Source organism: Massilia sp. TWP1-3-3, from assembly GCF_049897805.1.
GTDB lineage: Bacteria > Pseudomonadota > Gammaproteobacteria > Burkholderiales > Burkholderiaceae_D > Telluria_A.
The window spans coordinates 346642-372699 of the sequence record NZ_JAFCWX010000001.1 but is presented as its reverse complement, the minus strand read 5'-3'; the positions used below and the strand labels follow the sequence as shown (position 1 = coordinate 372699).

The following is a 26058-nucleotide window of genomic DNA, read 5'->3' as shown; positions in this document are numbered from 1 at the left end:
AGTCAGTCCCAGACCTGACCGAATCGATTGGACAGTTCATTGCAAAACATAATATGGCACCGAAACCGTATATATGGACCGCGAAAGCGACCGACATTCTTGCCAAAGTCACGCGCGCTTGTGCCAAACTTAATAAGCTTCAATCTGTTTGACGCACTACACTAGCATGGGGCACGCATGCCTTGAGCCAGCGCCGCTGCCGTCAACTGTGAAAAGGGATTCATGATGAAACTTGGTAACTTCTCGATCAGTCTCGCGGTGAAAGATATTGCCGTATCGCGCGCCTTTTACGAAAAATGCGGCTTTACCGTCTGGGGTGGTGACCAACAGAAAAATTGGCTCATTCTAAAGAATGGCAGCACGGTCATCGGTCTGTTTCAGGGCATGTTTGAGAACAACATCATGACCTTCAATCCAGGCTGGGACAGCCACGCCAACACGCTTGCCGAGTTCACCGATGTGCGCGATCTGCAGCGCGCTCTCAAGGCAGAAGGCGTTCAATTGCTCAGTGAGGCGGACGAAGCGAGCTCGGGGCCGGCGAGCTTCATGCTGGTCGATCCGGATGGCAATCACATTCTGATCGACCAGCATGTCTGACGGGAGCGATGATGACGCCGCCAACCAACGCTAAGGAATTTTTACCGGTACGTCTCAAGCCAGGCGACGACCTGCGGGGTGCGCTCGAAGCTGTCGGCTGCGGGAAAGACCAGCCATCGGCATTTGTCATTTCCGGCATTGGCAGCCTGGTTGCTGCGCGGTTGCGTTTTGCCGGCCAGGAAAACGAAACCCTTATTGCCGGTCCCTTGGAAATCGTCAGTATTGCCGGCAGTATCACGGCAGACGGCGCGCATTTGCACATGACCGTTTCGGACAGCGCTGGGCGCGTCAGCGGCGGCCATGTTTGCGATGGGAACATTATCAGGACAACGCTGGAAGCTGTCCTGATCCTGTTGCCGGCATGGTCGCTGACGCGCGAAGTCGATACACAAACGGGCTTCAAGGAATTGGTGGCAAGGCCGCGCTCCCATGCAAACTGCTAGCGCGCATTCACGGGAGCGGACACTGCCGGTATGACGTTTGCATTGCGATCAGCGCTGCACCGAAGCCATCAAGGACAAGACATGAGCGTGAAGGCCCTGAAACAAATGTGCCAGGATTTTCCCGGCGTCCAGCACGCGCTGTACGCGCACCCCAGCAATATTCTGGTGTATTGCGTCGGCGACAAAAAGTTTGCCTACTTTAAAACCAGCGACCCCGAAATGTGGCGCTTCAGCATACGCGTCGCGCCCGAACGTTTTCTTGAGCTGACCGACATCACGGGCATCAAGCCTGCGCGCTATATGGGACGCTTCCATTGGGTAACGATCGTCGATCACACCGTGCTGCCGGCAGCTTACCTGGCCGAGCTGGTGGCCTGGTCCTATGAACGCGCGCTGGGCTCGCTCAGCAAGGCCAGCCGCGCGGCCTTGGTCAAGGCTTAGCGCCCGGCAGGCAGCGCAAAGTTGGGCGATAATTGTTCTCTCTCCAATCCGCCCAGGAATAGCCGTAATGTCGACCGATCTGCATCCCGATTTCCCCGTCGTTACCGGCGACTACGTGCTCACGCAAGGCTGGCGCGTCGCACTGCCCGAGCAGTTCAACCGCCGCATTGAAGACGGCAGCCTGGTCTTGTGGCGTCCCGAGCTGACGTTCTGGATCAACGTCTGGCATGGTGAAGGCCAGGTCAAGGTCGACGCCGTCCTGGAGCGTTTGCTGGCCGACGCCAGCGCTGCGCGCAGCGAGGAAAATATCGAGCGCAGCGGCGCCATCGCCCGTTTGAGCTACGAGCTGGCCGAAGATGACGCCGAGCGCAGCGACTCGGGCGGCCGCTCCGTGAACGCCTTCGTCATTGCCCCCACCGGCTATGTGCAGCTGTCGGCCTATTACGACTCGCCTGAAGCGCGGGCGCTGGCTCACGACGTCATCGCATCATTGCGCGCGGACCCGGTGTAGTGCAAGCAATGTGCATGCACTATTCCCGCGGCCTCTCCCTGCCCGTTCCGGCCCGGCTGCTGTTTCTTCCACCGACCGCCAGGACTTGAGCGCCAGGCCGGGCGCCATCTGCACCAGGGTCTTGCTGCTGTGGGGCGATGCTGATCCGATCAGCCCGGTTGCAGTGGGGTAGCGCCTGGCGTCCCCGCTGCCTTCGTCGGCATTGCATGTCATTCCTGGCGGAACGCGCGACCTTGCGTCGCACCTTGCCGCTGTCGTGGCGCCGCTGATCGACGCGCCCCGGTCAACTTCCATGCACTCCCGACAGTAGTTGCCCCGCTATGGCGCCCAACGCACATACTTGCGCCTGGAGAAGTGCTACGATGAGTTGGCGTGTGCGGCGCCGTGTCCGCGCGCAACAAAACACAAGGGACCGCCATGACACCACTCGATTCGCACCATCGCACCTTGGCGCTGCGCATACTGGCCAGGGCCAGGGACTTGACGCTCGCCTCGCTGCGCAGTGACGGCGCCCCGCACGCGACCACGGTCAGCTTCGCCAGCGACGAGCTGGTCATGTACGCCGCGATCGGCATCGACAGCCAAAAAGCCCACAACATCGGCGCCGATGCGCGCGTTGCGCTCACCGTCAATGCGCCGTACCAGGACTGGAGCGAAATACAGGGCATGGCCATCGATGCCGTCGCCGAGATCGTCAGCGAGCCGGCGCAGGTGCGCCGCGCGGGCGAGTTGCTGCTGGCGCGCTTTCCGCAGTACGCCAAGTTTGTCGCCAATACCGGCACGGTGCCCTGGCCGGGTATGCTTTACATCCGCATCGTGCCGCACAGCCTGTCGATTCTTGACTACGCCAAAGGCTTTGGCCACACGACGCATTTTTCCGTATGACAGCTCGTCAAAGCTAATCCGTCTTTGGGCAGCGCGCCGCGTGGCTGCACGTGGCGCATGAACGGTCGACGGCAATGCTATGCATGTCGCAGTGCGCGGTTTGCGCCATCTGCGCGCTCAGGCCGCGCGCGTAGGCCAGGATCAGGCGCAGCGCCGGACCAGGCCGATTCAATTCGCCGGTCAGGACGGCGGCGCTGATCTGGTACGCAAAGCCGGCATCGCATACCACCGCGCTGCAAGGCGACACCTTTTCCTGCAGGAACAGCGGGATCCCAATCACGCCTTCATTGCCCACCAGCGAGATCTCGGTGGCCGTGCCGTTGCCAGGCTGGTAGCTCAGCAAAATCGTGGCCGTCACCGGAAAATACACCTGCACCTGTTGCGTGCCGCTCGCAAAAACAATCTCGCCTGCTGCCAATTCGACCAACACCAGGTGCGGAAACAGGCGCGTGCGCGCCGCGGCATTCAGGCTGGCCAACAGGAGGTTCAAAGCAGGGGCGGGCGGTAGTGGCATGCATTCCAGTCACGGTCGTTGAAAGATATCTGAATGCTAACACGATGTGTTTTGGAAAGTTGTTACCGCGCTGTAAGCGTTGTAAGTCCGCGTCAATGTTCAGGGTACGTCAGTTCGAAAATGCGCCGCTTGCGCGCGTCGATTTCCGCCTGCGTCTGGCGAAAGGCCGGGATGCTGTTGAACAGCTTGTCGAAGCTGCCGTCCTTGATCGCGAGGCGCAAGCCGCGCTCGACCCGCTGCCCGAGCGCGGCATTTTCGCGGCTGACGAAAAAATAAAATGCGATGCGATAGTGCAGGAAAATGGTTTGCTCGACGGCCAGGTTGTCGGCGCTGCGCACGCGCTGCTCATTGTCCGCTTCATAGACGCCGCGCGGCATGTAGTCGAAGCGCTTGGCGCGCAGCATTGGAAACAGGTATTCGTAAGCAATCGAGGTGACTACCGGCAATTTGTTTGCGCGCAGTACCTCGGTCGACGGCCAGTTCACGCCGGCGCCCGCTTTCAGCATGCGCAACTGGTGTAGGGTAAGCACGGCGGAAAAGCGCGGCTGGTTTTCGGCTCGGATCAGGAAAACGCGGTAATCGTTCAGGTGGCGCAGCAGCGATACGGGCACCGCGTACAGGTCGGTTTCGCGCTGGCGGTTCGAGCCGTCCCACATCAGGTTGATGATGCCATTGTTCTTGATTTCCGCGGCCTGGCGCGGGCGGGTCAGCTGCTGGTCCATCTCGACGATCTGGAACGGGCCTTCGGAACGCCTTTTTTCCAGGGCCAGGCGCAGCAGGCGCGGGAAATAGATAGCGTGTGCTGCCCAGGCGTGATGCAGGCTTGGCGTCACCACCCGCAGCAGTTGGGGTGCCCGCGGCGGGGCCGGCGAAGAGCGCCGGCAGGAAACCGAGCACAAGCAAAAAACGGCGCATGCGAAACATCGACCTGCCCTTGAGAAAGCCAAGCGACAGTGTAACCCAGGCCGTCACCGCGCCCAGCGCAACTGCGGCCCGGCAAGTACGACATTGCCGGGCACGCGCCCCTTATTGGTCCAGCGTCCACACGTACGCGATCTTGCCCCATGCCGATTCGGGCACGCCGTTGCTCGTGGCCGGCTTGAACGTGCATAGGCTCAAGGCAGCCACTGCCGCGCGGTCGAGTTCGCGAAAACCGCTGGTACTGGTCACCTTGGCGTCGGCCACATGGCCGTCGGCGGCAATCAGCAAAGCCAGGCCGACGGTGCCGGAGTCGCCGTTGCGGGCCGAGGCGGCCGGGTAGTTGGGCACCGCGCAATTGCCGCTCTGGGCCGCGCGGAAGACTTGCTTTTCGACCGGCTTGGCGGGGATCGCTGGCACGCGCTCGAACGTTTCATGCTCGCCCTCGTTGAACACCACCGAGGCAGTCGGCTTGATGGGCGTCGTTGTCAGTATGGGCGCTTCGGTTGGGAAGGTATCGATGACGGTGGTCGGAACGTAGATTTGGGGCACCGCGTGCGGTGCGGGCGCTTCGACAGGCTCGAGCACGGGCGGGATGACCTTGGGAGCCGGGTCCAGGATGATAATGGCCGCTTCCCCGTCGTGCGACGGCGCCGCAATGCGCATGCTGAGCAAGGCGAGGGCGGCGCCTGCGTGGAGCAAGGTGACGATGGCAATCTTGGCAACTTTATTTCCGCCAATTTCGTAGCTGGACGTGGCATGCATGGCAATCTCCTGGTTGGTGGTGAGGTTTTTTCTACGCTCTGGATAAAATATATGCTATTACCTAGCAAAAGAAAAGCCATTTAATAGCATTTTGATTTCTTGTTGTTTTTTGCCGTCCTGTGCTCCGCTACCCTGCCGGCGCCCGGCAGGGCTGATCGAACCATGTTCAGACTGCCTGCGCGGAGGTTCGCTACGCGCCTGTGCCAGCTGATTTGCATCGGTTCAATGAATTTTATATTGCTAGTTACTAGCAATTTTAGTGCTTATTATTAGTATTGCCGCCAACAGCATCGGCATCGCCAGTTGTGCAAGCCTTGCTGCCTGGTACCGGTACCAGCGGTCGTTGCGGGGCGGGGCGCTCGCTTCAGGCCCCAATGTGTGAAATAATCGCGTTGACGCTTCGCCCATTCCGTCTGCTCCCACACATTGATGCCATTCAATAGTAATCAGAGGAAGGCGAGCGCAGCCGTAATCACAGGAGTATCAAAAGTGCACACTGAGCAAAAATCGATCCGCGTCATGCTGGCAGATGACCACCCCATTGTCATGACGGGCTTTGCCATGTCGCTCGCCGGCGTGGGGATGGACGTGGTAGGGCAGGCCAAAACGCCGGAAGAGGCCGCAGCCATGTACGCCGAGCTGCAGCCAGACGTGCTGGTGCTCGACATTCGCTTCGGCACTGAACTGACGGGCCTGGACGCCGCCGAAGCCATCCTTAAAAAGTTCCCTGCCGCAAAGATCATCTTTCTCAGCCAGTTCGACCAGGATAGCCTGATCAAGGAAACCTACCGCCTGGGCGCGCGCGCCTTTGTCACCAAGGATTGCGATCCGGCCGACCTGGCCACGGCGGTGCGCCATGCGGCCGAAGGCAAGCTGTATTTTCTGCCCCAAATTGCCGAGCGCCTCGCCAACCTGTCGGTGCGCGGCGACGCTTCGCCCCAGTCGCAGCTCGACCAGCGCGGCCTGGAAATCTTCAAACTGATGGCCGAAGGCTTGACCAACGCCGAGATCGCCGAAAAGCTCAACCTGTCGACCAAGACCATCAGCAACATCAGCCAGTCGGTCAAGGAAAAGCTCGGCGTGCACCGCCAGGCATACATCACCAAGCTGGCCGTCAAGCACGGCCTGATCGAGCCCTAGTGGCAGGAGCCAGTCGCGCGCGGGGCCTGCTGGCGCTTGCCCTGGCCGGGGCCAGCCTGCTCTGGAGCGGTGCGGCCGGCGCCGGCGACGTGCAGGGCTTTCGCTTCCAGATCGTCACCGGCGACGATTCGTCCGTCACGCGCCGCATCACCGACGACCTGTACAAGCGCCTGGTGCCGGTCTTTGGCGGCTTTCGCACCGAGCTCGCGCAAAAGCGGCGCATGGTCTACATCACCATCGGCCCGGTCGCGCTGCGCAACGTGATTACCCGCAAGTGCGACTGCGTCGTGATTGCCGCCTTCACCTCCAGCCAGGTGTGGCGCTCGGTGACGTCCGACCTGCCCACCCCGCGCCTGATGTCGATGACCGCCATCTACGCCGAGCCGGCGCCGGCCGACCAGCTGCGCCTCATTGCGCTGCTGTACCGGCGCCCGGTGCGGGTGGCCGCCATCGTCAGCCATGAAACCGGGTTTCTCAAACCCGTGCTCGGCGGCGCCGCCGCGGTGGAAGTGGAAGACTATTCGGACGGCGACGACATCAACTTTGCGCTCAACCGCGTGGGCCAGGCCCAGGTGCTGCTGGCCATGCCCGACCGCACCGTGTATTCGGCCGAGAATTTTCGCAACATCCTGCTCTCGACCTATCGCCACAACCAGGCCGTGATCGGCTTTTCGGCCGACATGGTGCGCGCGGGCGCGCTGGCCACCACGTACTCGAACATCGAGCATATCAACGCCCATGTGGCGGACCTGGCCAGCGACTTTGTCACCACGGGCGAACTGGGGCCGCCCCAGTTTCCGCGCTACTTTCGCACCGCCATCAACCAGGGCGTGGCGCGCTCGCTGCAAGTGAATGTGACCGACGAAGCACGCAAATTCGGGCGCGAACCTCAAGTCAAACGACAATGAAAAAACTGCGCTTCTGGCAAAGCTGGAGCATCGGCACCCGCATGGCCTTCATCACCATGCTGCCGGTGGCTTTCCTGTTCACGTCCTTCATGGGCTACTCGTGGTACTCGCACCGCGCCCAGGTGGCCGAGGAGCTGGCCGAACGCGGGCGCATCCTGGCCAAGGCGCTGGCCGAAACGAGCGAATACAACGTCATCTCGGGCAACCTGGCCGACCTGCGCCTGACCATCAACGGCCTGGTCCAGTCCGACAAAAGCATTTATCGCATCGACGTTGTCGACGCCGGCCAGAAGATCGCCATCACGGTCGCCTCACAGGCCGCCGTCGACGCCGAGAACCGCTACTACGAAGCGCCGATCATGAAGCAGGTCACGTGGATCAACCTGTTCTCGGACAACGGCGTGCCCCATGTGTCGGGTTCGAGCGACACCAAGCCGCCCACCTTTCCCACCGAACTGGTGGGTTACGTGCGGGTGACGATGTCGCCGTCGAACATGCTCGACAAGCAGGCGCGCCGCTTCCAGATCGAATTGGCGATGGCGGCGCTGGCGCTGGCCGTCTCCGGCGCGCTGGCGTACTTTTTGGCGCGCAGCCTGACCATCCCGCTCAACTCCTCGATCGGCGCGCTACGCGAGATCCGCGGCGGTAACTACCGCGTGGCGCTAGCCGTGACCACCGGCGGCGAAGTGGGCGAGCTGCAGGAGTCAATCACCGAGATGTCGGTGGCGCTGGGCCTGTCGCGCGAAGAACTCGAAAACAAAGTTGCCGAGCGCACCAAGGACCTGGTCGAATCGCGCAATGAAGCGCTGCGCGCCGACGCCGACAAGCGCAAGCTGATTCAAAAGGTGAACTCGATCGTCGAGGACGAGCGCAAGAGCATCGCCATCGAAATTCACGACGAGCTCAACGCTTCGCTGATCGCCGCGCGCCTGGAGTCGCAAAGCATCCTGCACCTGGCCGACAAGCTCGACACCAATGTCCACATCGAAGAAATCAAGCGCAAGTCGCAGGCCATCACCAAGCTGACGCTCGACCTGTATGCGAGCGGCCGGCGCCTGGTACGCCGCCTGCGTCCGGAAGTGCTGGACATGCTTGGCCTGCACGGCGCGGTTGAAGAAATGATCCGCCACTACGACGCCAGCCATCCCGAGTGCCGTTTCGAGTTCCATTCCGAGGGCGACTTTACGCAGCTTGGCAACGAGCTGGCCATTTCCGCCTACCGCATCATCCAGGAAGCGCTGTCCAATGTGCTTAAGCACGCCGGCGCCACGCATGCGCAAGTGTCGCTGATGCTCTCCAACGCCGAAGGCATGCTGCACATCGAGATCGACGACGACGGCAGCGGCTTTTCAACCCGCAGCACGTCGTCGGGCATCGGCATCATCGGCATGCGCGAGCGCGTGTACGCCTTGAACGGCAAGATCGAATTTAGTTCGGAGCCGGAGCGCGGCACCGTGATCTCGATTGCGCTGCCTACCCACCAAGACATTTAACCGAATCGACGCCATGACGATTGACCTGCAGACGCCCTACGAACAGGGCAACAAGAACCAGAGCACCACCTGGGCCGAGTGCATCGCGTGGTACCAGGACCTGGCCCAGCGCTTCCCGCGCGTGCTCGGTTTTTCCGTGATCGGCATGTCCGACGCCGGCTTGCCGATCCACGCCGGCGTGGTGAGCGCCGATGGCGTGTTCGACCGCGAGCAGATCAGGGCGGCGGGGCGGCCCGTCTTTTTTAACAATAACGGCATCCATCCGGGCGAACCGGAAGGCATCGACGCCTGCATGGCGCTGGTGCGCGACTTTTGCGTCGATCCGGCGCGCCTGGCCGCGCTGGGCAAGACGGTGTTCCTGTTCGTCCCGCTGTACAACGTGGACGGCAGCGTCAACCGCGCCAACACCTCGCGCGTGAACCAGGACGGGCCGGAGCAGTTCGGCTTTCGCGGCAATGCGCGCCACCTGGACCTGAACCGCGACTTCGTCAAGTGCGACACCTTGAACGCGCAAGTGTTCAACAAGCTGTTTGCCGCATGGGACCCGGACGTGATGGTCGACACCCACACCTCCAACGGCGCCGACTACCCGTACACCATGACGCTGATTCACACCCAGACCGACAAGCTGGGCGGCGCACTGGGCGCGTTCCTGAAACAGACCATGCTGCCGCACATGTTCGCCGAGATGGCGCGCCGCGGCTGGCCGACCTGCCCGTACGTCAATCCGGTCAAGGACAGCCCGGAGCACGGCATCGCTGAATTTTTGGAGACCGCGCGCTTTTCGACCGGCTTCGCAGCGCTGCACCATACGATCGGCTTCATGCCCGAGACGCATATGTTGAAACCGTTCGCCGACCGGTATGCGTCCATGCGCGCGCTGGTGGAAACGGCGCTCGACTTCACGGTGGCCAACGCCGGCGCAATCATGCAGCTGCGGCGCGCCGCGCGCCAGGAGGCTCGCGCGCGGCGCGAGTGGCCGCTGCACTGGGCGATGGACGAGAGCCGGCCATCGAGTTTTCGCTTCAGCGGCTATGCAGCCCGGTACAGCGCCAGTGAGCTGGGGCAGTACCGGCGCCTGTCGTACGACCGCGACGCGCCGTGGGAGCGCGATATCGCCTACTACGACAACTTCGTGGCCGACATCGTCGTCGCCACGCCGCGCGCCTACGTGGTGCCGCAGGCCTGGCGCGAAGCGGTCGAGCGGCTGCTGTGGAATGGGGTGGCGATGCGGCGGATCGAGGCAGACGAAGTGCGCGAAGTGCAGTATTACCACGTCACGTCAGTCGCTTCGCGGCCTGACGCGTACGAGGGCCATATGTTCCATGACGACGTGCAGCTCGAAAAACGCACGGCGCCGCTGCTGCTGCGCGCCGGCGACTGGTGGATCGATCTTGACCAGGACCGGGCGCGCTATGCGATCGAGACGCTGGAGCCGCAAGGGCATGACAGTTTTTTCCGCTGGGGGTTTTTCAACAGCGTGCTCGAGAAAAAGGAAGCGTATTCGGACTATGTGTTTGAAGATCACGCGGTCGAACTGCTGCGCGAAGAGCCGGCATTGCGCGTGAAGTTCGATGCGTGGAAGGCGGCGCATCCTGAACTGCTTGCCAGCCAGGCGGCCGTGCTTGATTTTATATTGGCCAACTGCGAACGGTATGTAGAACCGGAGTGGCGGCGCTATCCGGTGTTGTCTGTGCTGTAACGCGGGCGTTGGCGCAATGCCCGCTTCGCGCTTTTCCGCCCTACAAGACTGCGACTATGCTGGTTCTACGGTCCGCGATAACCGTAGGGCGGAAAAGCGCGAAGCGCGCATTCCGCCAGGTTGCCAGTTAGCGCGTCTTCTCAATCCAACATCCACCTCGCCTCCAGCGGCGCCAGCCATGTCGATTGATGCGGCGTACGATGACCAGGTGCTGGATCTACGGTCAACAATAACCGCAGGGGCTAGACGCCCCCGCGAGAAAAGCGACCGCGCATTGCGCCAAGCGAGCCGTTAGCGCGTCTTTTCAATCCACCGATCCACCTTGGCCTCCAGCAGCGCCAGCGGCATCGTCCCATCCTGCAGCACCACCTCATGGAACTTCGGCAGGCTGAATTTGGCCCCCAGCGCGGTCTCGGCCCGCTTGCGCAATTGCGCAATTTTCATCGCGCCGATCTTGTAGCCCAGCGCCTGCCCCGGCCACACCATGTAGCGCTCCACGGCACTGCGCGTGACTTCCTCCGAGTCGCCCAAGGTGTCGCGCATGTACTGGATCGCCTTTTCGCGCGACCAGCCCTTGCTGTGAATGCCGGTATCGACCACCAGGCGCGCGGCGCGCAGCATCTCGTCGTTCAGGTGGCCGAAATAATCCTCCGGCTTGTCGAACAGGCCCATCTCCTTGCCCAGCGTTTCCGCATACAGCGCCCAGCCTTCGGTAAAGGCATTGTTCCCGCCGAACTTGCGAAAGTTCGGCAGGTTCATTTCCTGCAGCAGCGCGATGTGAAAGTGATGCCCCGGCTGGCCTTCGTGCAGGAACAGCGTGACCATGCCGGTGCTGCCGTACTTGGTGGGATCGTTCACCACCGACCAGAACACGCCGGGACGCGAGCCGTCGGCGGCAGGCGCCGTGTAGTGGTCCGACGCCGTCTCGCGCGTGAGTTCAGGCTCCAGGCGCAGGTCCAGCGGCGCTTTTGGCATCAAGGTGAACATGGCCGGCAGCTTGGTGCGCAAGGTCGCGTCAAGCTTGCGGTAGACGTCGATGATCTCCTTTTCCGACTTGAACGGGCGGTACTTATCCTGCTTGGCCACCCAGCCCGGCAGTTCGGCTGCCGGCCCCGTGTAGCCCATCTTCGGGCCGACGATCGCATACTGGTCCTGAATGCGCGCCACTTCCTTCAGGCCGATCTCGTGGATCTGGTCGGGCGTGAGGCTGGTGGTGGTCTGGGCCGCCACCGCCAGCTGGTACCATTCACGTCCGCCGGGCAGCTCGCTCCAGCCGGTGCTGGTGCGCGTCGCCGGCAGGTATTCTTTTTCCAGGAAGCTCGACAAACGCTTCAATGCCGGCGTGAGCTTGTTGGCAATCGTGGCGCGGTAGGCGCGGGTCAGTTCAGCCTTGTCCCTGGCGGAAAAAGCGGCGGGCATCTTCTTGATGGCTGTGTAGAAGATGCTCGCTTCCGGCGTGGGGCTGACCAGTTTCTGGAACTGCGGCAGCATCGACAGCGCCGGCGCTTTTTGCAGCACGATCCCGGTCTTGATCCCCTCGCGCATGTTGACGATGGCCTGGTCGGTCCATGCCGGCAGCTGGTTCAGCCGGTTCAGGTAAGCCCTGTATTCCTTCACCGTGGTGAGGCGCTGCGCCGCTTCACCGCTGGCGTAGTTCGCCAGCGTCAGCGGCACGCTGTCCATCTGGTTGAGCGGCAGCAGGTGTTCGGGAATGTGCTCGAAGGATAGGGCGGACTTGAGTTCAAAGTCGAGGATGTCGTAGTTGGTCTGGGCGCCCAGGTCCAGCTCCATGCGGTCAATCGCCTGCAGGCGCTTGAGGTAACCGCGGTACAGCGCAAACTGGCGCGCGCGCATCTTGGGCGCGATCGCCAGGCCGACCTGGTCGTCGAAGCGAGTGTCGCCGTTCTCCGTGGCAGACACCGGCTCGCTGCGCGCCTTGGCGTCGTAGTACTGGTCGGCGATCAGGTCGAGCTGCTTGCGCGCCTTGGCGGAGACAACGCCGGAGACCTTGCCGGCGGTGGGCGGCTGCGCCATGGCGGCAGCCGGGACGAAAGTGAAGGCCAGGGCGGCGCACAGTGCGGTCAGGGTGAGGCTTTTTTTCATTTTTGATTCCGTCAATGAGTGTGGGCGCAACTAGCATGCGCAATTAAAATTTGATGAGCTTCAGGTTCGTGACCGTCGCAAAGGAGGCGACGGCGCCGCCGAGCCACATCGTCCTCGCGCACGCGGGGACCTATAGAGCGGATGCCAATCATTCCTTTTAAATCAATTAGTTATAGTAAGCAGATCAATTCAAGAGGAACACGACGCGTTAGTTCTATGGGTCCCCGCGTTCGCGAGGACGATGTGGTGCAAGTGCAGGCTCCTCGGATGGCAAGTGGTTCCATGCATGCTGAAACTTCGCCGTGTACGCAGTGGCGGCAGCTATCAGTACGTTGCCAGCGCCACCGGCGCGCCATTCTTGAAGGTGTACACCGTCACGGCCGACTTGAGCATGTTCCCGGCCGCGTCATACGCATACATCCCCACCACGCCCTGGTAGCTGCTCGCGTGCATGGCCGCGCCCACCACCGACGGGTCGAGCGAGTTGGCCGACTTCATGGCCTGGGCGATGAACATCGCCTGGTCATAGAACGAGGCCGCGTACACGTCCGGCGCCTGTTTGAAACGCGCCTTGTAGCGCTTCTGGAAAGCCGGTCCCGCAGCTTGCTTGTCGAGGATTGCGCCGCCCTGCGCGCACAGCACGTTCTCGCCCACGGCGTCGCCCCCGAGCTTGGCCATCTCCGGGCTGCACAGCGTGTCGCCGCCCAGCAGCTTGACGTTTTGCAGGCCGAGCGCGCGCATCTGGCGCGCCATCGGGCCGGCCTGCGGCGCATAGCCGCCGAAGAAAATCGCGTCCACTTTTTTGGCCTTGAGCGCGGTCAGGATGGCGGCAAAATCGGTCGCCTTGTCGGTCGTGAATTCGCGCCCCGCCACGGTGAGTCCCGATTTCTTCGCCTGCTTGACGAATTCGTCGGCCACGCCCTGGCCAAAAGCCGTGCGATCATCCACCACGCCGATGGTTTTTACCTTTAACTGTTTGGCGGCATAGTCGGCCATCGAGGAGCCGAGCTGGTTGTCGCTGGCGACAATCCGAAATACATTCTTGTAGCCGCTCTGGGTGACCTTGGGATTGGTGCCCACGGTCGACATGATGATGCCGGCATCGTTGTAGATGCGCGAGGCGGGAATCGCCACGCCCGAGTTGTACGGCCCCACAACGAAGCGCACGCCGGCGTCGGCAAATTTTTGCGCCACGCTCACGCCGGCTTTCGGGTCGCCCTGGTCGTCTTCGGAGACCACTTCGAACTTGATGCCTTTACCGCCGATGGTCATTTTTTTGGCATTGAGTTCGTCAACGGCCAGGCGCACGCCGTTCTCGTTGTCCTTGCCGGCAAAGGCGTTGGTGCCCGACAGCGGCCCGCTCACGCCAATCTTGACCACTTGCTCCTGCGCGGCGAGCGCGTCGGCCACGACTGCGGCGAGCAGGGCGGCTGTCGCCAGCGTCAATACGTTCTTATTCGACAGCATACAAATGTTCTCCGATAAAAGAAGCGGCAATCATCGCACGATTTCAAGTCGTCAGGCCGTGCGAAATCAGTTCCAGCGGCAGCGCGGTAGTGAACTTGATCTGTTCCATCGAGAAAGCTGACGACACGCCCGACAGGTGCGCCGTCTTGATCAGCTTTTTGTAAAAGCGGTCGTAGCCGCCGATGTCGGTGGTGACCACCTTGAGCAGGTAGTCCACGCTGCCGCTCATGCGGTGGAATTCCTGCACCTCGGGCAGCGCGATGACGGCTGCGGCAAAACGGTTGAGCCATTTTTCATCGTGTTCCGGCGTCGTGACGCTGACGAAAACGGTGACCGGCAAGCCTACTTTCTGGCGGTTGACGATGGCCACGCGGGTGTCAATGTAGCCGTCTTCTTCCAGCCGCTTGAGGCGCTTCCAGCACGGCGTACTCGACAACCCGACGCGTTCGCTCAGGGCCGCAACGGAGAGCGTGCCGTCGATTTGCAATGCGGCCAGGATTGCACAATCAAACTTGTCAAGTTGATTCATTCTTTAATTCCGCAAAAGGTGGCATAAGCATGCTCAAGTATAGTCCTGATGTGGAACATTTGGCATATCTTGTCCCCGACAAGGCGATATCATATTCGTTACCACTGCTCACCTCGCCGCCATGAATACCGAAATCTACCTTGACGCCAACGCCACTTCGCCAGTGCTGCTTGCGGCCATCGCCGCCGCCGCCATGGCCATGCGCGAAGGCTTTGGAAACCCCAGCAGCACCCACGCCACCGGGCTGCGCGCAAAAGAGCTGCTCGACGCGGTCCGCGCGCGCGCCTGCGCGCTGCTTGGCGTGGGCGCGGGCCGCCTGTGTTTTACCAGCGGCGCGACCGAAGGCATCCAGAGCGCGGTGCTCTCGGCGCTGTGCGCGGTGCGCGAACGGCGCCTGCGCGGCGAGTATGCGGGCGAGCTGCTGGTCTACGGCGCCACCGAACACAAGGCCGTACCCGAGAGCCTGGCCCACTGGAACCGCTTGCTGGGCACCGGGCTCGAACTAGTCGCGCTCCCCGTGGACCAGGACGGGCGCCATGATCTCGCGCTCCTTGGCCAGCTGGCGCCGCGCGCGGCGATGGTCTGCACCATGGCCGCCAACAACGAGACCGGTGTCGTGTCCGACCTCGACGGCATCGGCGCGGTGCTGGGCGCCGCTGCCGGTCCCGCCTTGTGGCTGGTCGACAGCGTGCAGGCGCTGGGAAAAATGGCGCTGTCGCTGGCGGCCACGCGGATCGACTACGCGCCCTTTTCGGGTCACAAGCTGCATGCGCCCAAGGGCATCGGCATGCTGTACGTGCGCGCCGGCGCGCCCTATACGGCCTTGATGTGCGGCGGCGGCCAGGAGGGCGGCCTGCGCGCCGGGACCGAAAACATGGCCGGCATAGCCGCTCTGGGCGCAGTGCTCGAGGCACTTGGCGACGGCGCCACCTTTCGCTCGCATTCGCAGCTGTCGCAGTTCCGCGAGCGCCTCGCTGGCGCCTTGCGCGCGGCGCTGCCTGGTGTGGTGTTCAACGCGCCGTTTGCCGGTGCTTTGCCGACCACGCTCAACTTTTCGGTTCCCGGCTTGGCGAGCAAGGAGCTGCTGGACCTGTTCGACGCGGCCGGCCTGCGCGCCAGCGGCGGTTCGGCCTGTTCCTCGGCGAAGGCCGCGCCAAGCTACGTGCTCGAGGCGATGCACTTGCCGCACTGGCAGTGCGCAGCGGCGGTGCGCCTGTCGTTCGGTCTCATGGCCGACCAGGGGTTTATTGACGCCGCCTGCGCGCGCATCGCCCGTTGCGGCGCAGCGCTCAGGGCCAGCGCTCCGGGCGCGTCGGCCATGCCGGTCGAGCCTCCCGACGGCATCATGCAACTGGGCGTGGACGGCGCCTGCACCTGGCTGGTGCTTGACGCGGCAAGCCGCAGCTGCATCGTCATTGATGCGCTGGAGCCGCTGGCCTCGCGCATCGCCGACTTCATCGGCGGCCACCAATACCAGGTGCGCGCCGTACTCGACACCTGCGGGCATGTGGCGCACGCATCAGGCGCCCCGGGCCGCGCCGCGTTGCTCGCACTGCTGGAAGGCAGCGGCGATGGCGCCGCCGGCCACGACGCGCCGGGCTGGCCGGGCATCAGTCAGACCCTTGGTCTGGGCGCGCGCATGCTGGTGCGCGTTGCGCGGCAAGATGGCGCCATCTACCTGCTCGGCCAGCGCGCCAGGGACGGCGTGTTGGCCCCGGCCGATGTCGACTTTGCGTTTATCGGGCCGGCGGTCCCGCCACAGTTGGCGTCGCTGGTGGGGCCGGGCACGATCTTGTGCATGTCAAACGATGGCGACGAGCTGCCGTGCACCACGCTCAGGGCGCGCGCCGCGCCACCGGGTGCCGTACAGCGCACGCTCGACGCGGCAGCGCTGTCGGCATTCATGCTCGCGCATGCCGACGCGGTGCTGGTCGACGTGCGCGAGCCGTACGAACATCTGGCCTCGCGCTGCGGCTCGTTGCAGGGACGGTTGACCCACAGCGTCCCGCTGTCGCGCCTGGCCGATCATTTGCCCGGATGGTTAGGAGCAGTGCCACGGCCGCTGGTGTTTTTCTGCCGCAGCGGCGCTCGCAGTGCTCGGGCGGCCGCGTGTCTGCATCGGCTGGGATACGAGAACGCCTGGCATGTTGCGGGCGTACTGGAGTTTGAGGGTGCACCTGAGGAGCTGGCCGTCGCTGCCTGAATGCGACCAGATTCGCGACAGCGATCATCCGTTTGGCGGTTTGCCCTTGAAGGCAGGCCGTTTTTTGCCGCCAGCGTTAGCGACTGTGGGTGGCGATGGCCGTCGACTGATGGCGCACGGCGCTCGCTTCAAGACCGGCGCCGATGGCCAGCACGATGGCGATGGTCAGGACCATGATGGCGGTCCGGCTCCGTTGAACTTGTTTGTATCTTGGTAATCTGTGGTGTGACATGATTTTCCTCGAAGAAAGGTCCGTCGGAAGTTCCAGCTTAGACCCGCGTTTCCGTCAGATATTGCGCTAGATCAAACCCGGAGTGCAGTTTCTGCGCGCAACTGAAGTCTCTCACGGAAATGAAATTTATGCATCTGATATCGAATATTTCATTATATCAATTTCAAATTTTTAACATTGCTGCGATAAAAATGGTGGCTGGCGCACCCGTTTTATTTCCGCATTGCATCTAATTCCAGTCAATCTGGCGTTAATTGCGCCGATCTCCGCTGGTTCAGGCCATTAGCGTCCCGCTGTGTACGTTGGCGCACAGTAGGCGTGGACCACTCGTTTTATTATGGAAACAGCCGTCCGACCCGGTCGCAACGCGCTGTCTGTTCAGCGTCTTGGCTACGCACGCCCACGCGAGGTCCCTGTTGAACGAAGAAAAAATTATACTGGCTGACACGCTCTATTCCTGGCGCAACGCTGCGCTCGATGGCGAAGATCAAGCCGACGAATTCCCCCTACGCTCGGAATTGTTCAGTGCGGCCCAAATGGCAGCGCACGGCAAACACCTGGCCAGCCGTCATGTATTGAGCACCAAGAGCGGCCCTGACAAGCTGCTCGCGCGCCTGTCCGAAAACGCGATCGTCATTTCCGAAACCTGCCACGAACTGACGGCGGCGATCAAGACCGGTCGCCAGATCACGCCCGCCTCCGAATGGCTGCTCGATAACTTTTACCTGATCGAAGAGCAGATCCGTACCGCGCGCCGCCACCTGCCCAAAAATTACAGCAAGGAGCTGCCGCGCCTGGCCAATGAAGATGCCGACGGCACGCCGCGCGTGTACCAGCTGGCCCTTGAAATCATTTCGCACGGCGACGGGCGCGTGGACCCGGAAAGCCTGACGCGCTTTGTCGACGCCTACCAGGACAGCGCCACCCTCAAGCTGGGCGAACTGTGGGCCATCCCCATCATGCTGCGCCTGGCGCTGATCGAAAACCTGCGCCGCGTGGCCGCGCGCGTGTACGACAACCGCACCCAGCGCGACCGCGCCAACACCTGGGCCGACCAGATGACGGAAACGGCCGAAAAAAACCCGAGCGATCTGATATTGCTGGTTGCCGACATGGCCCGTTCAGGCCAGCCGATGAACAGCGGCTTTGTCGCCGAGCTGGCGCGCCGCCTGCAAGGCCAGGGTCCGTCGCTGACGCTGGCGCTGCAATGGGTGACCATGCGCCTGGCCGAAGCGGGACTGACCATCGAGCAGCAAATCACGGCCGAAATCGGTCAGCAGGCCGCCGACCAGGTCTCGATCAGCAACAGCATCGGCAGTCTGCGCTTCTTGAGCACCATGGACTGGCAAGAGTTCGTCGAGACCATGAGCGTGGTCGAGCAGACCTTGCGCATGGACCCGCACGGCACCTACAGCAAGATGGATTTTGCCACCCGCGACAACTACCGCCACGTCATCGAAAAACTGGCCAAGCAGTGCACCTTTACTGAAGTGCAGGTGGCCGAACACGCGCTCGCGCTGGCGCTGGAAAACCGCGACCTGGCCGCCGGCGGCCTGGATGAACGCACCCGCCACGTGGGCTACTACCTGGTCGGCAAGGGCTTGCCGACACTCGAGCACCGCTTGCAGGCGCGCTACGGCGCGGGCGAAGCGATGCAGCGCAACGCGCGCAATTCGCCCGTCTCAAGCTACCTGGGCGCGATCATTGTTTTTACGGCGTTGTTTACCGCCAGCGCCGTGCGCCATGCGCAGCTGTCCGACGTCGACGGTCTGCTGCTGGTGCTGGTGGGGCTGTTTGCGGTGATCGGTTCGAGCCAGCTGGCGCTGGCGCTGGTCAACCTGATGGCCACCCAGCTCACGCGCCCGCACCCGCTGCCGCGCATGGACTTCAAGGACGGCATTTCGTCGGACGCGCGCTCGATCGTGGTGGTGCCCACGCTGATCTACAGCCTGGACAACATCGCCTCGCTGGCCGAGGCGCTTGAAGTTCGCTACCTGGCCAACCGGGATCCGAACCTGCGCTTTTGCCTGCTGACCGATTTCGCCGACGGCGACAAGGAGCACATGCCGGGCGACGCCGAACTGGTCGCCGCCGCCAGCAACGCTATCTTGGAACTGAACGAAAAATACGGCCAGGTCCTCAAGCAGGAAGCCGTCTCCGAGGAAGGCGAAGCGCGCATCGAAGTGCAGCGCCACGAACCGTTCCTGCTGCTGCACCGTCCGCGCCGCTGGAACGAGCGCGAAGGCGCCTGGATCGGCGTCGAGCGCAAGCGCGGCAAGCTGGCCGACCTGAACGCCTTTTTGCGCGGCGGCGCGCGCGACCGCTTTGCGGCGGTGGTGGGCGACACCCACGGCCTGTCCAATGTGCGCTACGTGATCACGCTCGACACCGACACCCAGCTGCCGCGCGACGCCGCGCGCAAGTTCATCGCGACCATGGTGCACCCGCTGAACCGCCCGCAGATCGACAGCAAGGAGCGCCGCGTCATCGAAGGCTACGGCATTCTGCAGCCGCGCGTGGCGTGCGCTTTGCCGGGCGAAAACGCGTCGCGCTACGAGCAGCTGTGCGGCGGCGAGCCGGGCATCGACCCCTACACCCGTACCGTTTCCGACGTCTACCAGGACGTGTTCTACGAAGGCTCGTTCGTCGGCAAGGGCATCTACGACATCGACACCTTCGAGGCCGTGCTGGGCGAGCGTCTGCCCGACAACCAGATTCTCAGCCACGACCTGCTCGAAGGCTGCTACCTGCGCGCCGGCCTGCTCAGCGACGCCCAGCTGTACGAAGAATATCCGGCCCGCTACAGCGACGACGTGAGCCGGCGCCACCGCTGGACCCGCGGCGACTGGCAGATCGCCGCCTGGCTCCTGCCGACGGTGCCCAACGCGCACGGCAAGCGCGAGAAAAATCCCTTGAGCGCGCTGTCGCGCTGGAAGCTGCTCGACAACTTGCGCCGCAGCGTGATCCCGGCCGTGCTGACCGCCATGCTGCTGATGTGCTGGGCCCTGATGCCCAAGCCCTGGTTCTGGACCGTGGCCGTGATTGCCGTGATCTTCCTGCCGAACATGATCAGCGCCATCTGGGACTTGGTCGAGAAACCGCATGACGTCCTGTGGCGCCAGCATTTCTCGACCTCGATGAAAAGCACGCGCCTGATGTTGGGTCACTCGACGCTCACGCTCGCCTTTTTACCCTACGAAGCGTTCTTCAGCCTGGACGCCATCGCCCGCGCGCTGTACCGCATGCTGGTTTCGCGCCGCAAGCTGCTCGAGTGGCGCGCCTCCAGCCTGAACCGATCTTCCACCGATATGGCGTCCAACTGGCGCAGCATGTGGTTCGCTCCCGCGCTGGCCGTCACTGTTGCGCTGGTGCTCGGCTACTTGCGCGCCGAAGCGCTGCCGGTGGCCGCACCAATACTGCTGCTGTGGTTTGTCTCGCCCGTGATCGCCTGGTGGATCAGCCTGCCGATCGAACGCGCCAGCGCCGAATTGGCCGCGACTCAGACCGTGTTCCTGCAAACGCTGGCGCGCAAGACCTGGAGCTTTTTCGAGACCTTTGCCGGCCCCGAAGACAACTGGCTCGCGCCCGACAATATGCAGGAGCATCCGGTCAGGGTGGTTGCCCACCGCACTTCGCCCACCAATATCGGCATGTCGCTGCTGGCCAACCTGACCGCCTGGGACTTCGGCTTCATCACCGCCGGCCAGGTGCTGCAGCGCTGCGACGACACCTTCCGCACCATGGCGCGCATGGAGCGGCACCTGGGGCACTTCTATAACTGGTACGACACCGTCTCGCTGGCGCCGCTGCATCCCAAGTATGTGTCGGCGGTCGACAGCGGCAACCTGGCGGGCCACTTGCTCACGCTGGCGCCCGGCTTGACCAGTCTGGCCGACCAGCCGGTCGTGAGCCGCCAAACCATCGAAGGCTTGCAGATCACGCTGCGCGTGGTGCAGGAGCACGCCAAGGACGCGCCCGCTCCCGTCAAGGCGGCGCTGGGCGCGCTGCAGCTCGCGCTCGCGCCGCTGCAGCTGGGCGCGATCGACGCCCTGCCTGGCATCATCGTCGCCTTGAAGCGCATTTGCGCCGCGGCCGACGCCGTGCTGGCCGCGCTGGCCGGCGTGCTCGACCCGAACCTGCAATGGTGGGCCGCCAAGCTTGCCGTGCAAGGCAGCAGCACGCTCGACGAACTGATGGAGCTGACACCCTGGATGGATGCGACGCAGGACGCCGTCTTCGATTCGAGTCTGTCGCGCATTCCGACGCTGCGCCAACTGGCCGGCTTTGCGCTGACCAGCAGTCCCAGCACCGACCTGGCGCCGAGCGAACGCGAACGCCAGCAAGTGCTGGCCGAGCTGGTCGGGCGCGGCAGCGAGCGCGCGCAGCGCCGCATGGAGCAGATCGCCCGCCTGGCCGAGGAGGCGCGCGCTTTTGCCAATATGGACTTCCGCTTCCTGTACAACCATTCGACCGACTTGCTGGCGATCGGCTACAACGTGTCGGACCGGCGCCTGGACGGCGCCAGCTACGACCTGCTGGCGTCGGAAATTCGCCTGTGCAGTTTTGTCGGCATCGCCCAGGGCCAGTTCCCGCAGGAGCACTGGTTTGCGCTGGGCCGCCAGCTGTGCATCGTCAGCGGCGAGCAATTGCTGCTGTCCTGGAGCGGCTCGATGTTCGAGTACCTAATGCCGCTGCTGGTCATGCCGACCTACGACAACACGCTGCTCGACCAGACCTACCACGCCGTGGTCAACGCGCAGATCGATTACGCCAAGCAGCGCGACATCCCGTGGGGGATTTCGGAGTCCGGCTACAACGCGGTGGACACCGGCATGAACTACCAGTACCGCGCCTTTGGCGTGCCCGGCACCGGCATGAAGCGCGGCCTCGGCGACGATGTCGTCATCGCGCCTTACGCCACCATGATGAGCCTGATGGTCAAGCCGGAAGCGGCGGTCGAGAATTTGCAGCGTATGGCCGACCTGGGCTTCATGGGCAAGTACGGCTTCTTCGAGGCGATCGACTACACCAGCACGCGCCTGCCGCGCGGCCAGAATTTTGCCGTCGTGCGCTCGTTCATGGCCCACCACCAGGGCATGGGCCTGCTCGCGATCAGCTACCTGCTGCACGACCGACCGATGCAAAAGCGCTTCGAGTCCGACCCGCTGTTCCAGGCCACCATGCTGGTGCTGCAGGAGCGCGTTCCGCGCGCCGGCGCGTTTTATTCCAACACGGCAGAACTGGCCGCGATCCGCGCACCGGCCGTGGCGCCGACCGCCATGCCGATGCGGGTCATCACCCAGACCACCACGGTGCAGCCGGAAGTGCAGCTGCTCTCGAACGGGCGCTACCACGTGATGATCACTAGCGCCGGCGGCAGCTACAGCCGCTGGAAAGACCTGGCCGTGACGCGCTGGCGCGAAGACGCCACCTGCGACAACTGGGGCACCTTCTGCTACGTGCGCGATGTGGACAGTGGCCAGTACTGGTCAACGACCTACCAGCCCACCATGGTCGAGCCAAAAAAATACGAAGTCATTTTCTCGGAAGGACGGGCGGAATTTCGCCGCCACGACCGCGGCATCGACTTGCATACCGAGATCGTGGTCTCGCCCGAAGACGATATCGAGATGCGCCGCACGCGCATCACCAACAAGTCGTCCGTCACGCGCACCATTGAATTTACCAGCTACGCCGAAGTGGTGATGGCGCCCGCTGCAGCCGACGCCGCCCATCCGGCGTTCCAGAAGTTGTTCGTGCAGACCGAAATACTGCGCAACGAGAACGCCATCCTGTGCACCCGCCGCCCGCGCGCCAAGGACGAGCAGATGCCGTGGCTGCTGAACCTCATGACGGTGCATGACGGCGCGCTGGTCGACGTCTCGTTTGAGACCAGTCGCGCCGAATTCATCGGCCGCGCCAACAGCACCGTTGCTCCTCTGGCGATGCAGGAAGCCGATCCGCTGGGCGGCATGGAAGGCTCCGTGCTCGACCCGATCGTCGCGATCCGCTACAAGGTGACGCTCAAGCCCGACGAAACCGTCACGCTCGACGTTGTCACCGGCATGACTGAAACGCGCGAGGCGGCGCTGCACCTGATCGACAAATACCAGGACCGCCACCTGGCCGACCGCGTGTTCGAACTGGCCTGGACCCACAGCCAGGTCGTGCTGCGCCAGCTGAACGCCAGCGAATCGGATGCGCAGCTGTACAGCCGCCTGGCCAGCACCGTGATCTATCCGAATTCTGCGCTGCGGGCCGACGCCTCGATCCTGAGCCGCAACCAGCGCGGCCAGTCGGGCCTGTGGGCCTACGCCATTTCGGGCGACCTGCCGATCGTGCTCATGCAGATCAAGGACCCGGCCAATATTGAACTGGCGCGCCAGATGGTGCAGGCGCACGCTTACTGGCGCCTGAAAGGGCTGGTGGTCGATCTGGTGATCTGGTACGAAGACCAGTCCGGCTACCGTCAGCTGCTGCAAGAGCAGATCATGGGCCTGATCGCCTCCGGCATCGACGCCCAGGCGATCGACCGCCCGGGCGGCATTTTTGTCCGCATGCTCGACCAGATTTCGAACGAAGACCGGGTGCTGATGCAGTCGGTGGCGCGCGCGATCCTGTCCGACAGCGCCGGCACGCTGGCCGACCAGGTCAAGCGCGCCACGCCGGTCACGCCCAAGCTGGCCTTGCTGATGGCGGAAGAACGCAAGGAGCCTTACCAGCTACGCGCCGGCATACCGCAGCCGCAGCGCGAACTCATTTTGCACAACGGCACGGGTGGCTTTACGGCGGACGGGCGCGAATACGTGATCCGCACCGACGCGCAGCACCGTACGCCCGCACCATGGGTCAATGTGCTGGCCAATCCCAACTTCGGCAGCGTGATTTCCGAAAGCGGGCAGGCCTACACCTGGGCCGAGAACGCGCATGAATTCCGCCTCACGCCCTGGGACAACGATCCGGTGTCGGACCGCAGCGGCGAGTCGTTTTACATCCGCGACGAGCAGACCGGCGTCTTTTGGTCGCCGACTGCGCTGCCGGTGCAGGCCAGCGGCGAGTACGTGTCGCGCCATGGCTTTGGCTACAGCATCTTCGAGCATGCGCAGCAAGGCATTTACAGTGAGCTGACCACCTTTGTCGCGCTGGACGCATCGATCAAGTATTCGGTCATCAAGCTGCGCAACGACAGCACCGTGCCGCGCCGCCTGTCGGCCACGGGCTACGTGGAATGGGTGCTGGGCGACCTGCGCGCCAAGTCGTCGATGCACGTGACGACCGAACTCGATCCGGTCAGTGGCGCGCTGTTTGCGCGCAACGCTTACAACACCGAGTTTTCGGGCCGCGTGGGCTTTTTCCACGTCGAGGGGCAAGGGCGCACTGTGACGGCTGACCGCACCGAATTCATCGGGCGCAACCGCACGCTGGCCAATCCGGCGGCGATGGGGCGCGCACGCTTGTCGGGCAAGCTTGGCGCCGCGCTCGATCCCTGCGCGGCGATCCAGGTAGTGGTCGAACTGCAGCCAGGCGAAGAACGCGAACTGGTGTTCATGCTGGGTGTGGGCGGGCGCAGGAATGCGGACGCCACCGGCATCATCTCGCAGTACAGCGGCAGCGCCGCGGCCAACGCGGCCTTTGTTAAGGTGCGCGCACATTGGGACCACACGCTGGGCGCGGTCCGCGTCCAGACGCCGGACCCGTCGATGGACGTGCTGGCCAATGGCTGGCTGATGTACCAGACCATCGCCTGCCGCTTGTGGGCGCGCAGCGGCTACTACCAGTCCGGCGGCGCGTTTGGCTTTCGCGACCAGCTGCAAGACGCGATGGCGATGATCCACACCGAACCGCACTTGCTGCGCGAGCACCTGATCCTGTGCGCCGGCCACCAGTTCGTGGAAGGCGACGTGCAGCACTGGTGGCACCCGCCGCAGGACCGCGGCGTGCGCACCCACTGCTCCGACGACTTTTTGTGGCTGCCGCTGGCAACCCACCGCTACGTCATCGGCACGGGGGACCGCAGCGTACTCACCGAGCCGGCCCCGTTCCTTGAAGGGCGCATGCTGAACCAGGAAGAAGAGTCGTATTACGACATGCCGCACCGCTCAGGCCAGACCGGCGACCTGTACGAGCACTGCGTGCGCGCCATCAAGCGCGGCCTGCGCTTTGGCGAGCATGGCCTGCCCTTGATCGGCACCTGCGACTGGAACGACGGCATGGACCGCGTCGGCAACGAAGGCAAGGGCGAAAGCGTGTGGCTGGCCTTCTTCCTCTACGAAGTGCTGCAGCGTTTTTCCGAAGTGGCCGTGGTGCACGGCGACCATGCGTTTGCTGCCACCTGCCGCGCAGAAGCGGTCAAGCTGGCCGCCAACGTCGAAGCGCATGCGTGGGACGGCCAGTGGTACCGGCGCGCGTATTTTGACGACGGCACGCCGCTTGGGTCCCACACCAACGATGAATGTCAGATCGATTCGATCTCGCAAAGCTGGGGCGTAATCTCGGGCGCGGCCGACAAGGTGCGCACCGCGCAAGCCATGGCCGCGGTCGACGCGCGCCTGGTCAAGCGCGACTACGGCCTGGTGCAACTGCTCGATCCGCCGTTTGACGACGGCGTGCTCAATCCCGGCTACATCCGCGGCTACGTGCCCGGCGTGCGCGAGAACGGCGGCCAGTACACGCATGCTGCCATCTGGACGGCCATGGCGTTTGCCAAGATGGGCGACACCGAGCGCGCCTGGGAACTGCTGCGCATGATCAATCCGGTCAACCACGGCTTGAACCCGCGCGATTGCGCCCTGTACAAGGTGGAACCGTACGTGGTGGCGGCCGACGTGTATGCAGTGTCGCCCCACATCGGGCGCGGCGGCTGGACCTGGTACACCGGTTCCTCGGGCTGGATGTATCGCCTGATGATCGAGTCGCTGCTGGGCGTAAGCCTGGCCGCAGAGCGCCTGACGCTGGCGCCGCAGCTGCCGGCCGACTGGCCGGGCTTCAAGCTGGACTACCGCTACCGCCGCTCGGTGTATGCGATCACGGTCACGGCGGGCGATACCGACGCCATGCTGATCGATGGCGTGGTCCAGGCAGGCATGGTGATCGTCATGCAGGACGATGAACGGACCCACCAGGTCGCGCTGCAGGTGCGCCGGCCAACTGTTTAAAACCGTCAAATCTTGATGAAAATGTCCAGTAATGGACATTTTCATCATATCC

General features: G+C 63.4%; 17 protein-coding genes and 1 pseudogene. 12 read left to right on the top strand and 6 right to left on the bottom strand.

All coding sequences use genetic code 11. The annotated features are described in order from the left end of the window. The 6 genes and pseudogenes from ACP7D4_RS01725 to ACP7D4_RS01700 form a co-directional block, all read left to right on the top strand. A pseudogene (locus tag ACP7D4_RS01725) lies at window positions 1-152 on the top strand (IS630 family transposase); the annotation flags it as partial. 73 nt (window positions 153-225) lie between these two features. Beyond that, complete coding sequence (locus ACP7D4_RS01720; protein WP_426207599.1) at window positions 226-597, top strand: VOC family protein; 372 nt, start codon at window positions 226-228, stop codon at window positions 595-597. An 11-nt stretch (window positions 598-608) separates the two neighbouring features. Then, window positions 609-1040 (top strand): PPC domain-containing DNA-binding protein, encoded by a 432-nt coding sequence (locus ACP7D4_RS01715; protein WP_426106854.1) that lies wholly within the window; start codon window positions 609-611, stop codon window positions 1038-1040. An 81-nt stretch (window positions 1041-1121) separates the two neighbouring features. Beyond that, a complete protein-coding gene (locus ACP7D4_RS01710; RefSeq protein WP_426207598.1) occupies window positions 1122-1481 on the top strand; it encodes an MmcQ/YjbR family DNA-binding protein in 360 nt (119 codons plus the stop codon). A 67-nt stretch (window positions 1482-1548) separates the two neighbouring features. Next, window positions 1549-1992, top strand: coding sequence for a hypothetical protein (locus tag ACP7D4_RS01705; protein WP_426106857.1), 444 nt, complete (start codon window positions 1549-1551; stop codon window positions 1990-1992). A 417-nt stretch (window positions 1993-2409) separates the two neighbouring features. Further along, window positions 2410-2877, top strand: a complete 468-nt coding sequence (locus tag ACP7D4_RS01700) for a pyridoxamine 5'-phosphate oxidase family protein (protein ID WP_426207597.1) — start codon at window positions 2410-2412, stop codon at window positions 2875-2877. 13 nt (window positions 2878-2890) lie between these two features. Here the strand turns inward: ACP7D4_RS01700 and ACP7D4_RS01695 are convergent, their stop codons facing one another. The 3 genes from ACP7D4_RS01695 to ACP7D4_RS01685 form a co-directional block, all read right to left on the bottom strand. Next, on the bottom strand, window positions 2891-3367 hold the full coding sequence (locus ACP7D4_RS01695) for a hypothetical protein (RefSeq protein ID WP_426207596.1): 477 nt from the start codon (window positions 3365-3367) through the stop codon (window positions 2891-2893). 116 nt (window positions 3368-3483) lie between these two features. Further along, window positions 3484-4224: a hypothetical protein gene (locus ACP7D4_RS01690; RefSeq protein WP_426207595.1), complete on the bottom strand. Its 741-nt coding sequence runs from the start codon at window positions 4222-4224 to the stop codon at window positions 3484-3486. A gap of 193 nt (window positions 4225-4417) precedes the next feature. Further along, a complete protein-coding gene (locus ACP7D4_RS01685) occupies window positions 4418-5074 on the bottom strand; it encodes an energy transducer TonB (protein ID WP_426207594.1) in 657 nt (218 codons plus the stop codon). Between the two features lie 489 nt (window positions 5075-5563). Between ACP7D4_RS01685 and ACP7D4_RS01680 the strand changes: the two genes are divergently transcribed. Genes ACP7D4_RS01680 through ACP7D4_RS01665 form a run of 4 tightly spaced genes read left to right on the top strand, consistent with a single transcriptional unit; the run spans window position 5564 to window position 10317 of the window. Further along, entirely contained in the window at window positions 5564-6214 is a 651-nt protein-coding gene (locus ACP7D4_RS01680) for a response regulator (protein WP_426106865.1), read from the top strand. Beyond that, window positions 6214-7122, top strand: coding sequence for a hypothetical protein (locus ACP7D4_RS01675; RefSeq protein ID WP_426106866.1), 909 nt, complete (start codon window positions 6214-6216; stop codon window positions 7120-7122). The genes ACP7D4_RS01680 and ACP7D4_RS01675 overlap by 1 nt, the downstream gene beginning before the upstream one ends. Beyond that, a complete protein-coding gene (locus tag ACP7D4_RS01670; protein ID WP_426106868.1) occupies window positions 7119-8615 on the top strand; it encodes a HAMP domain-containing sensor histidine kinase in 1497 nt (498 codons plus the stop codon). The genes ACP7D4_RS01675 and ACP7D4_RS01670 overlap by 4 nt, the downstream gene beginning before the upstream one ends. A 13-nt stretch (window positions 8616-8628) precedes the next feature. Further along, window positions 8629-10317, top strand: a complete 1689-nt coding sequence (locus ACP7D4_RS01665; RefSeq protein ID WP_426207593.1) for a M14 family zinc carboxypeptidase — start codon at window positions 8629-8631, stop codon at window positions 10315-10317. A 291-nt stretch (window positions 10318-10608) separates the two neighbouring features. Here the strand turns inward: ACP7D4_RS01665 and ACP7D4_RS01660 are convergent, their stop codons facing one another. The 3 genes from ACP7D4_RS01660 to ACP7D4_RS01650 form a co-directional block, all read right to left on the bottom strand. Beyond that, a complete protein-coding gene (locus ACP7D4_RS01660; protein ID WP_426106870.1) occupies window positions 10609-12420 on the bottom strand; it encodes a DUF885 domain-containing protein in 1812 nt (603 codons plus the stop codon). A 324-nt stretch (window positions 12421-12744) separates the two neighbouring features. Beyond that, on the bottom strand, window positions 12745-13887 hold the full coding sequence (locus ACP7D4_RS01655) for a branched-chain amino acid ABC transporter substrate-binding protein (protein ID WP_426106872.1): 1143 nt from the start codon (window positions 13885-13887) through the stop codon (window positions 12745-12747). 43 nt (window positions 13888-13930) lie between these two features. Continuing rightward, window positions 13931-14416 carry an Lrp/AsnC family transcriptional regulator gene (locus ACP7D4_RS01650; RefSeq protein ID WP_426106873.1) on the bottom strand — a complete coding sequence of 162 codons (486 nt, stop codon included), beginning with the start codon at window positions 14414-14416 and terminating at the stop codon, window positions 13931-13933. 121 nt (window positions 14417-14537) lie between these two features. Here ACP7D4_RS01650 and ACP7D4_RS01645 point away from each other — a divergent pair, with 121 nt between their 5' ends. Together ACP7D4_RS01645 and ACP7D4_RS01640 are read left to right on the top strand one after the other, a co-directional pair. Further along, complete coding sequence (locus ACP7D4_RS01645) at window positions 14538-16619, top strand: aminotransferase class V-fold PLP-dependent enzyme (RefSeq protein WP_426207592.1); 2082 nt, start codon at window positions 14538-14540, stop codon at window positions 16617-16619. Window positions 16620-17267: 648 nt separating this feature from the next. Beyond that, window positions 17268-26006, top strand: a complete 8739-nt coding sequence (locus ACP7D4_RS01640) for a GH36-type glycosyl hydrolase domain-containing protein (protein WP_426207591.1) — start codon at window positions 17268-17270, stop codon at window positions 26004-26006. Window positions 26007-26058 lie beyond the last annotated feature (52 nt).

What these genes read in the sequence shown, in the direction of transcription:
- ACP7D4_RS01710 (WP_426207598.1), top strand. Translation starts at nt 1,122, where the DNA reads ATGAGCGTGAAGGCCCTGAAACAAATGTGCCAGGATTTTCCCGGCGTC.
- ACP7D4_RS01670 (WP_426106868.1), top strand. Translation starts at nt 7,119, where the DNA reads ATGAAAAAACTGCGCTTCTGGCAAAGCTGGAGCATCGGCACCCGCATG.
- ACP7D4_RS01665 (WP_426207593.1), top strand. Translation starts at nt 8,629, where the DNA reads ATGACGATTGACCTGCAGACGCCCTACGAACAGGGCAACAAGAACCAG.
- ACP7D4_RS01715 (WP_426106854.1), top strand. Translation starts at nt 609, where the DNA reads ATGACGCCGCCAACCAACGCTAAGGAATTTTTACCGGTACGTCTCAAG.
- ACP7D4_RS01720 (WP_426207599.1), top strand. Translation starts at nt 226, where the DNA reads ATGAAACTTGGTAACTTCTCGATCAGTCTCGCGGTGAAAGATATTGCC.
- ACP7D4_RS01685 (WP_426207594.1), bottom strand. Translation starts at nt 5,074, where the DNA reads ATGCATGCCACGTCCAGCTACGAAATTGGCGGAAATAAAGTTGCCAAG.
- ACP7D4_RS01650 (WP_426106873.1), bottom strand. Translation starts at nt 14,416, where the DNA reads ATGAATCAACTTGACAAGTTTGATTGTGCAATCCTGGCCGCATTGCAA.
- ACP7D4_RS01700 (WP_426207597.1), top strand. Translation starts at nt 2,410, where the DNA reads ATGACACCACTCGATTCGCACCATCGCACCTTGGCGCTGCGCATACTG.
- ACP7D4_RS01645 (WP_426207592.1), top strand. Translation starts at nt 14,538, where the DNA reads ATGAATACCGAAATCTACCTTGACGCCAACGCCACTTCGCCAGTGCTG.
- ACP7D4_RS01660 (WP_426106870.1), bottom strand. Translation starts at nt 12,420, where the DNA reads ATGAAAAAAAGCCTCACCCTGACCGCACTGTGCGCCGCCCTGGCCTTC.
- ACP7D4_RS01655 (WP_426106872.1), bottom strand. Translation starts at nt 13,887, where the DNA reads ATGCTGTCGAATAAGAACGTATTGACGCTGGCGACAGCCGCCCTGCTC.
- ACP7D4_RS01705 (WP_426106857.1), top strand. Translation starts at nt 1,549, where the DNA reads ATGTCGACCGATCTGCATCCCGATTTCCCCGTCGTTACCGGCGACTAC.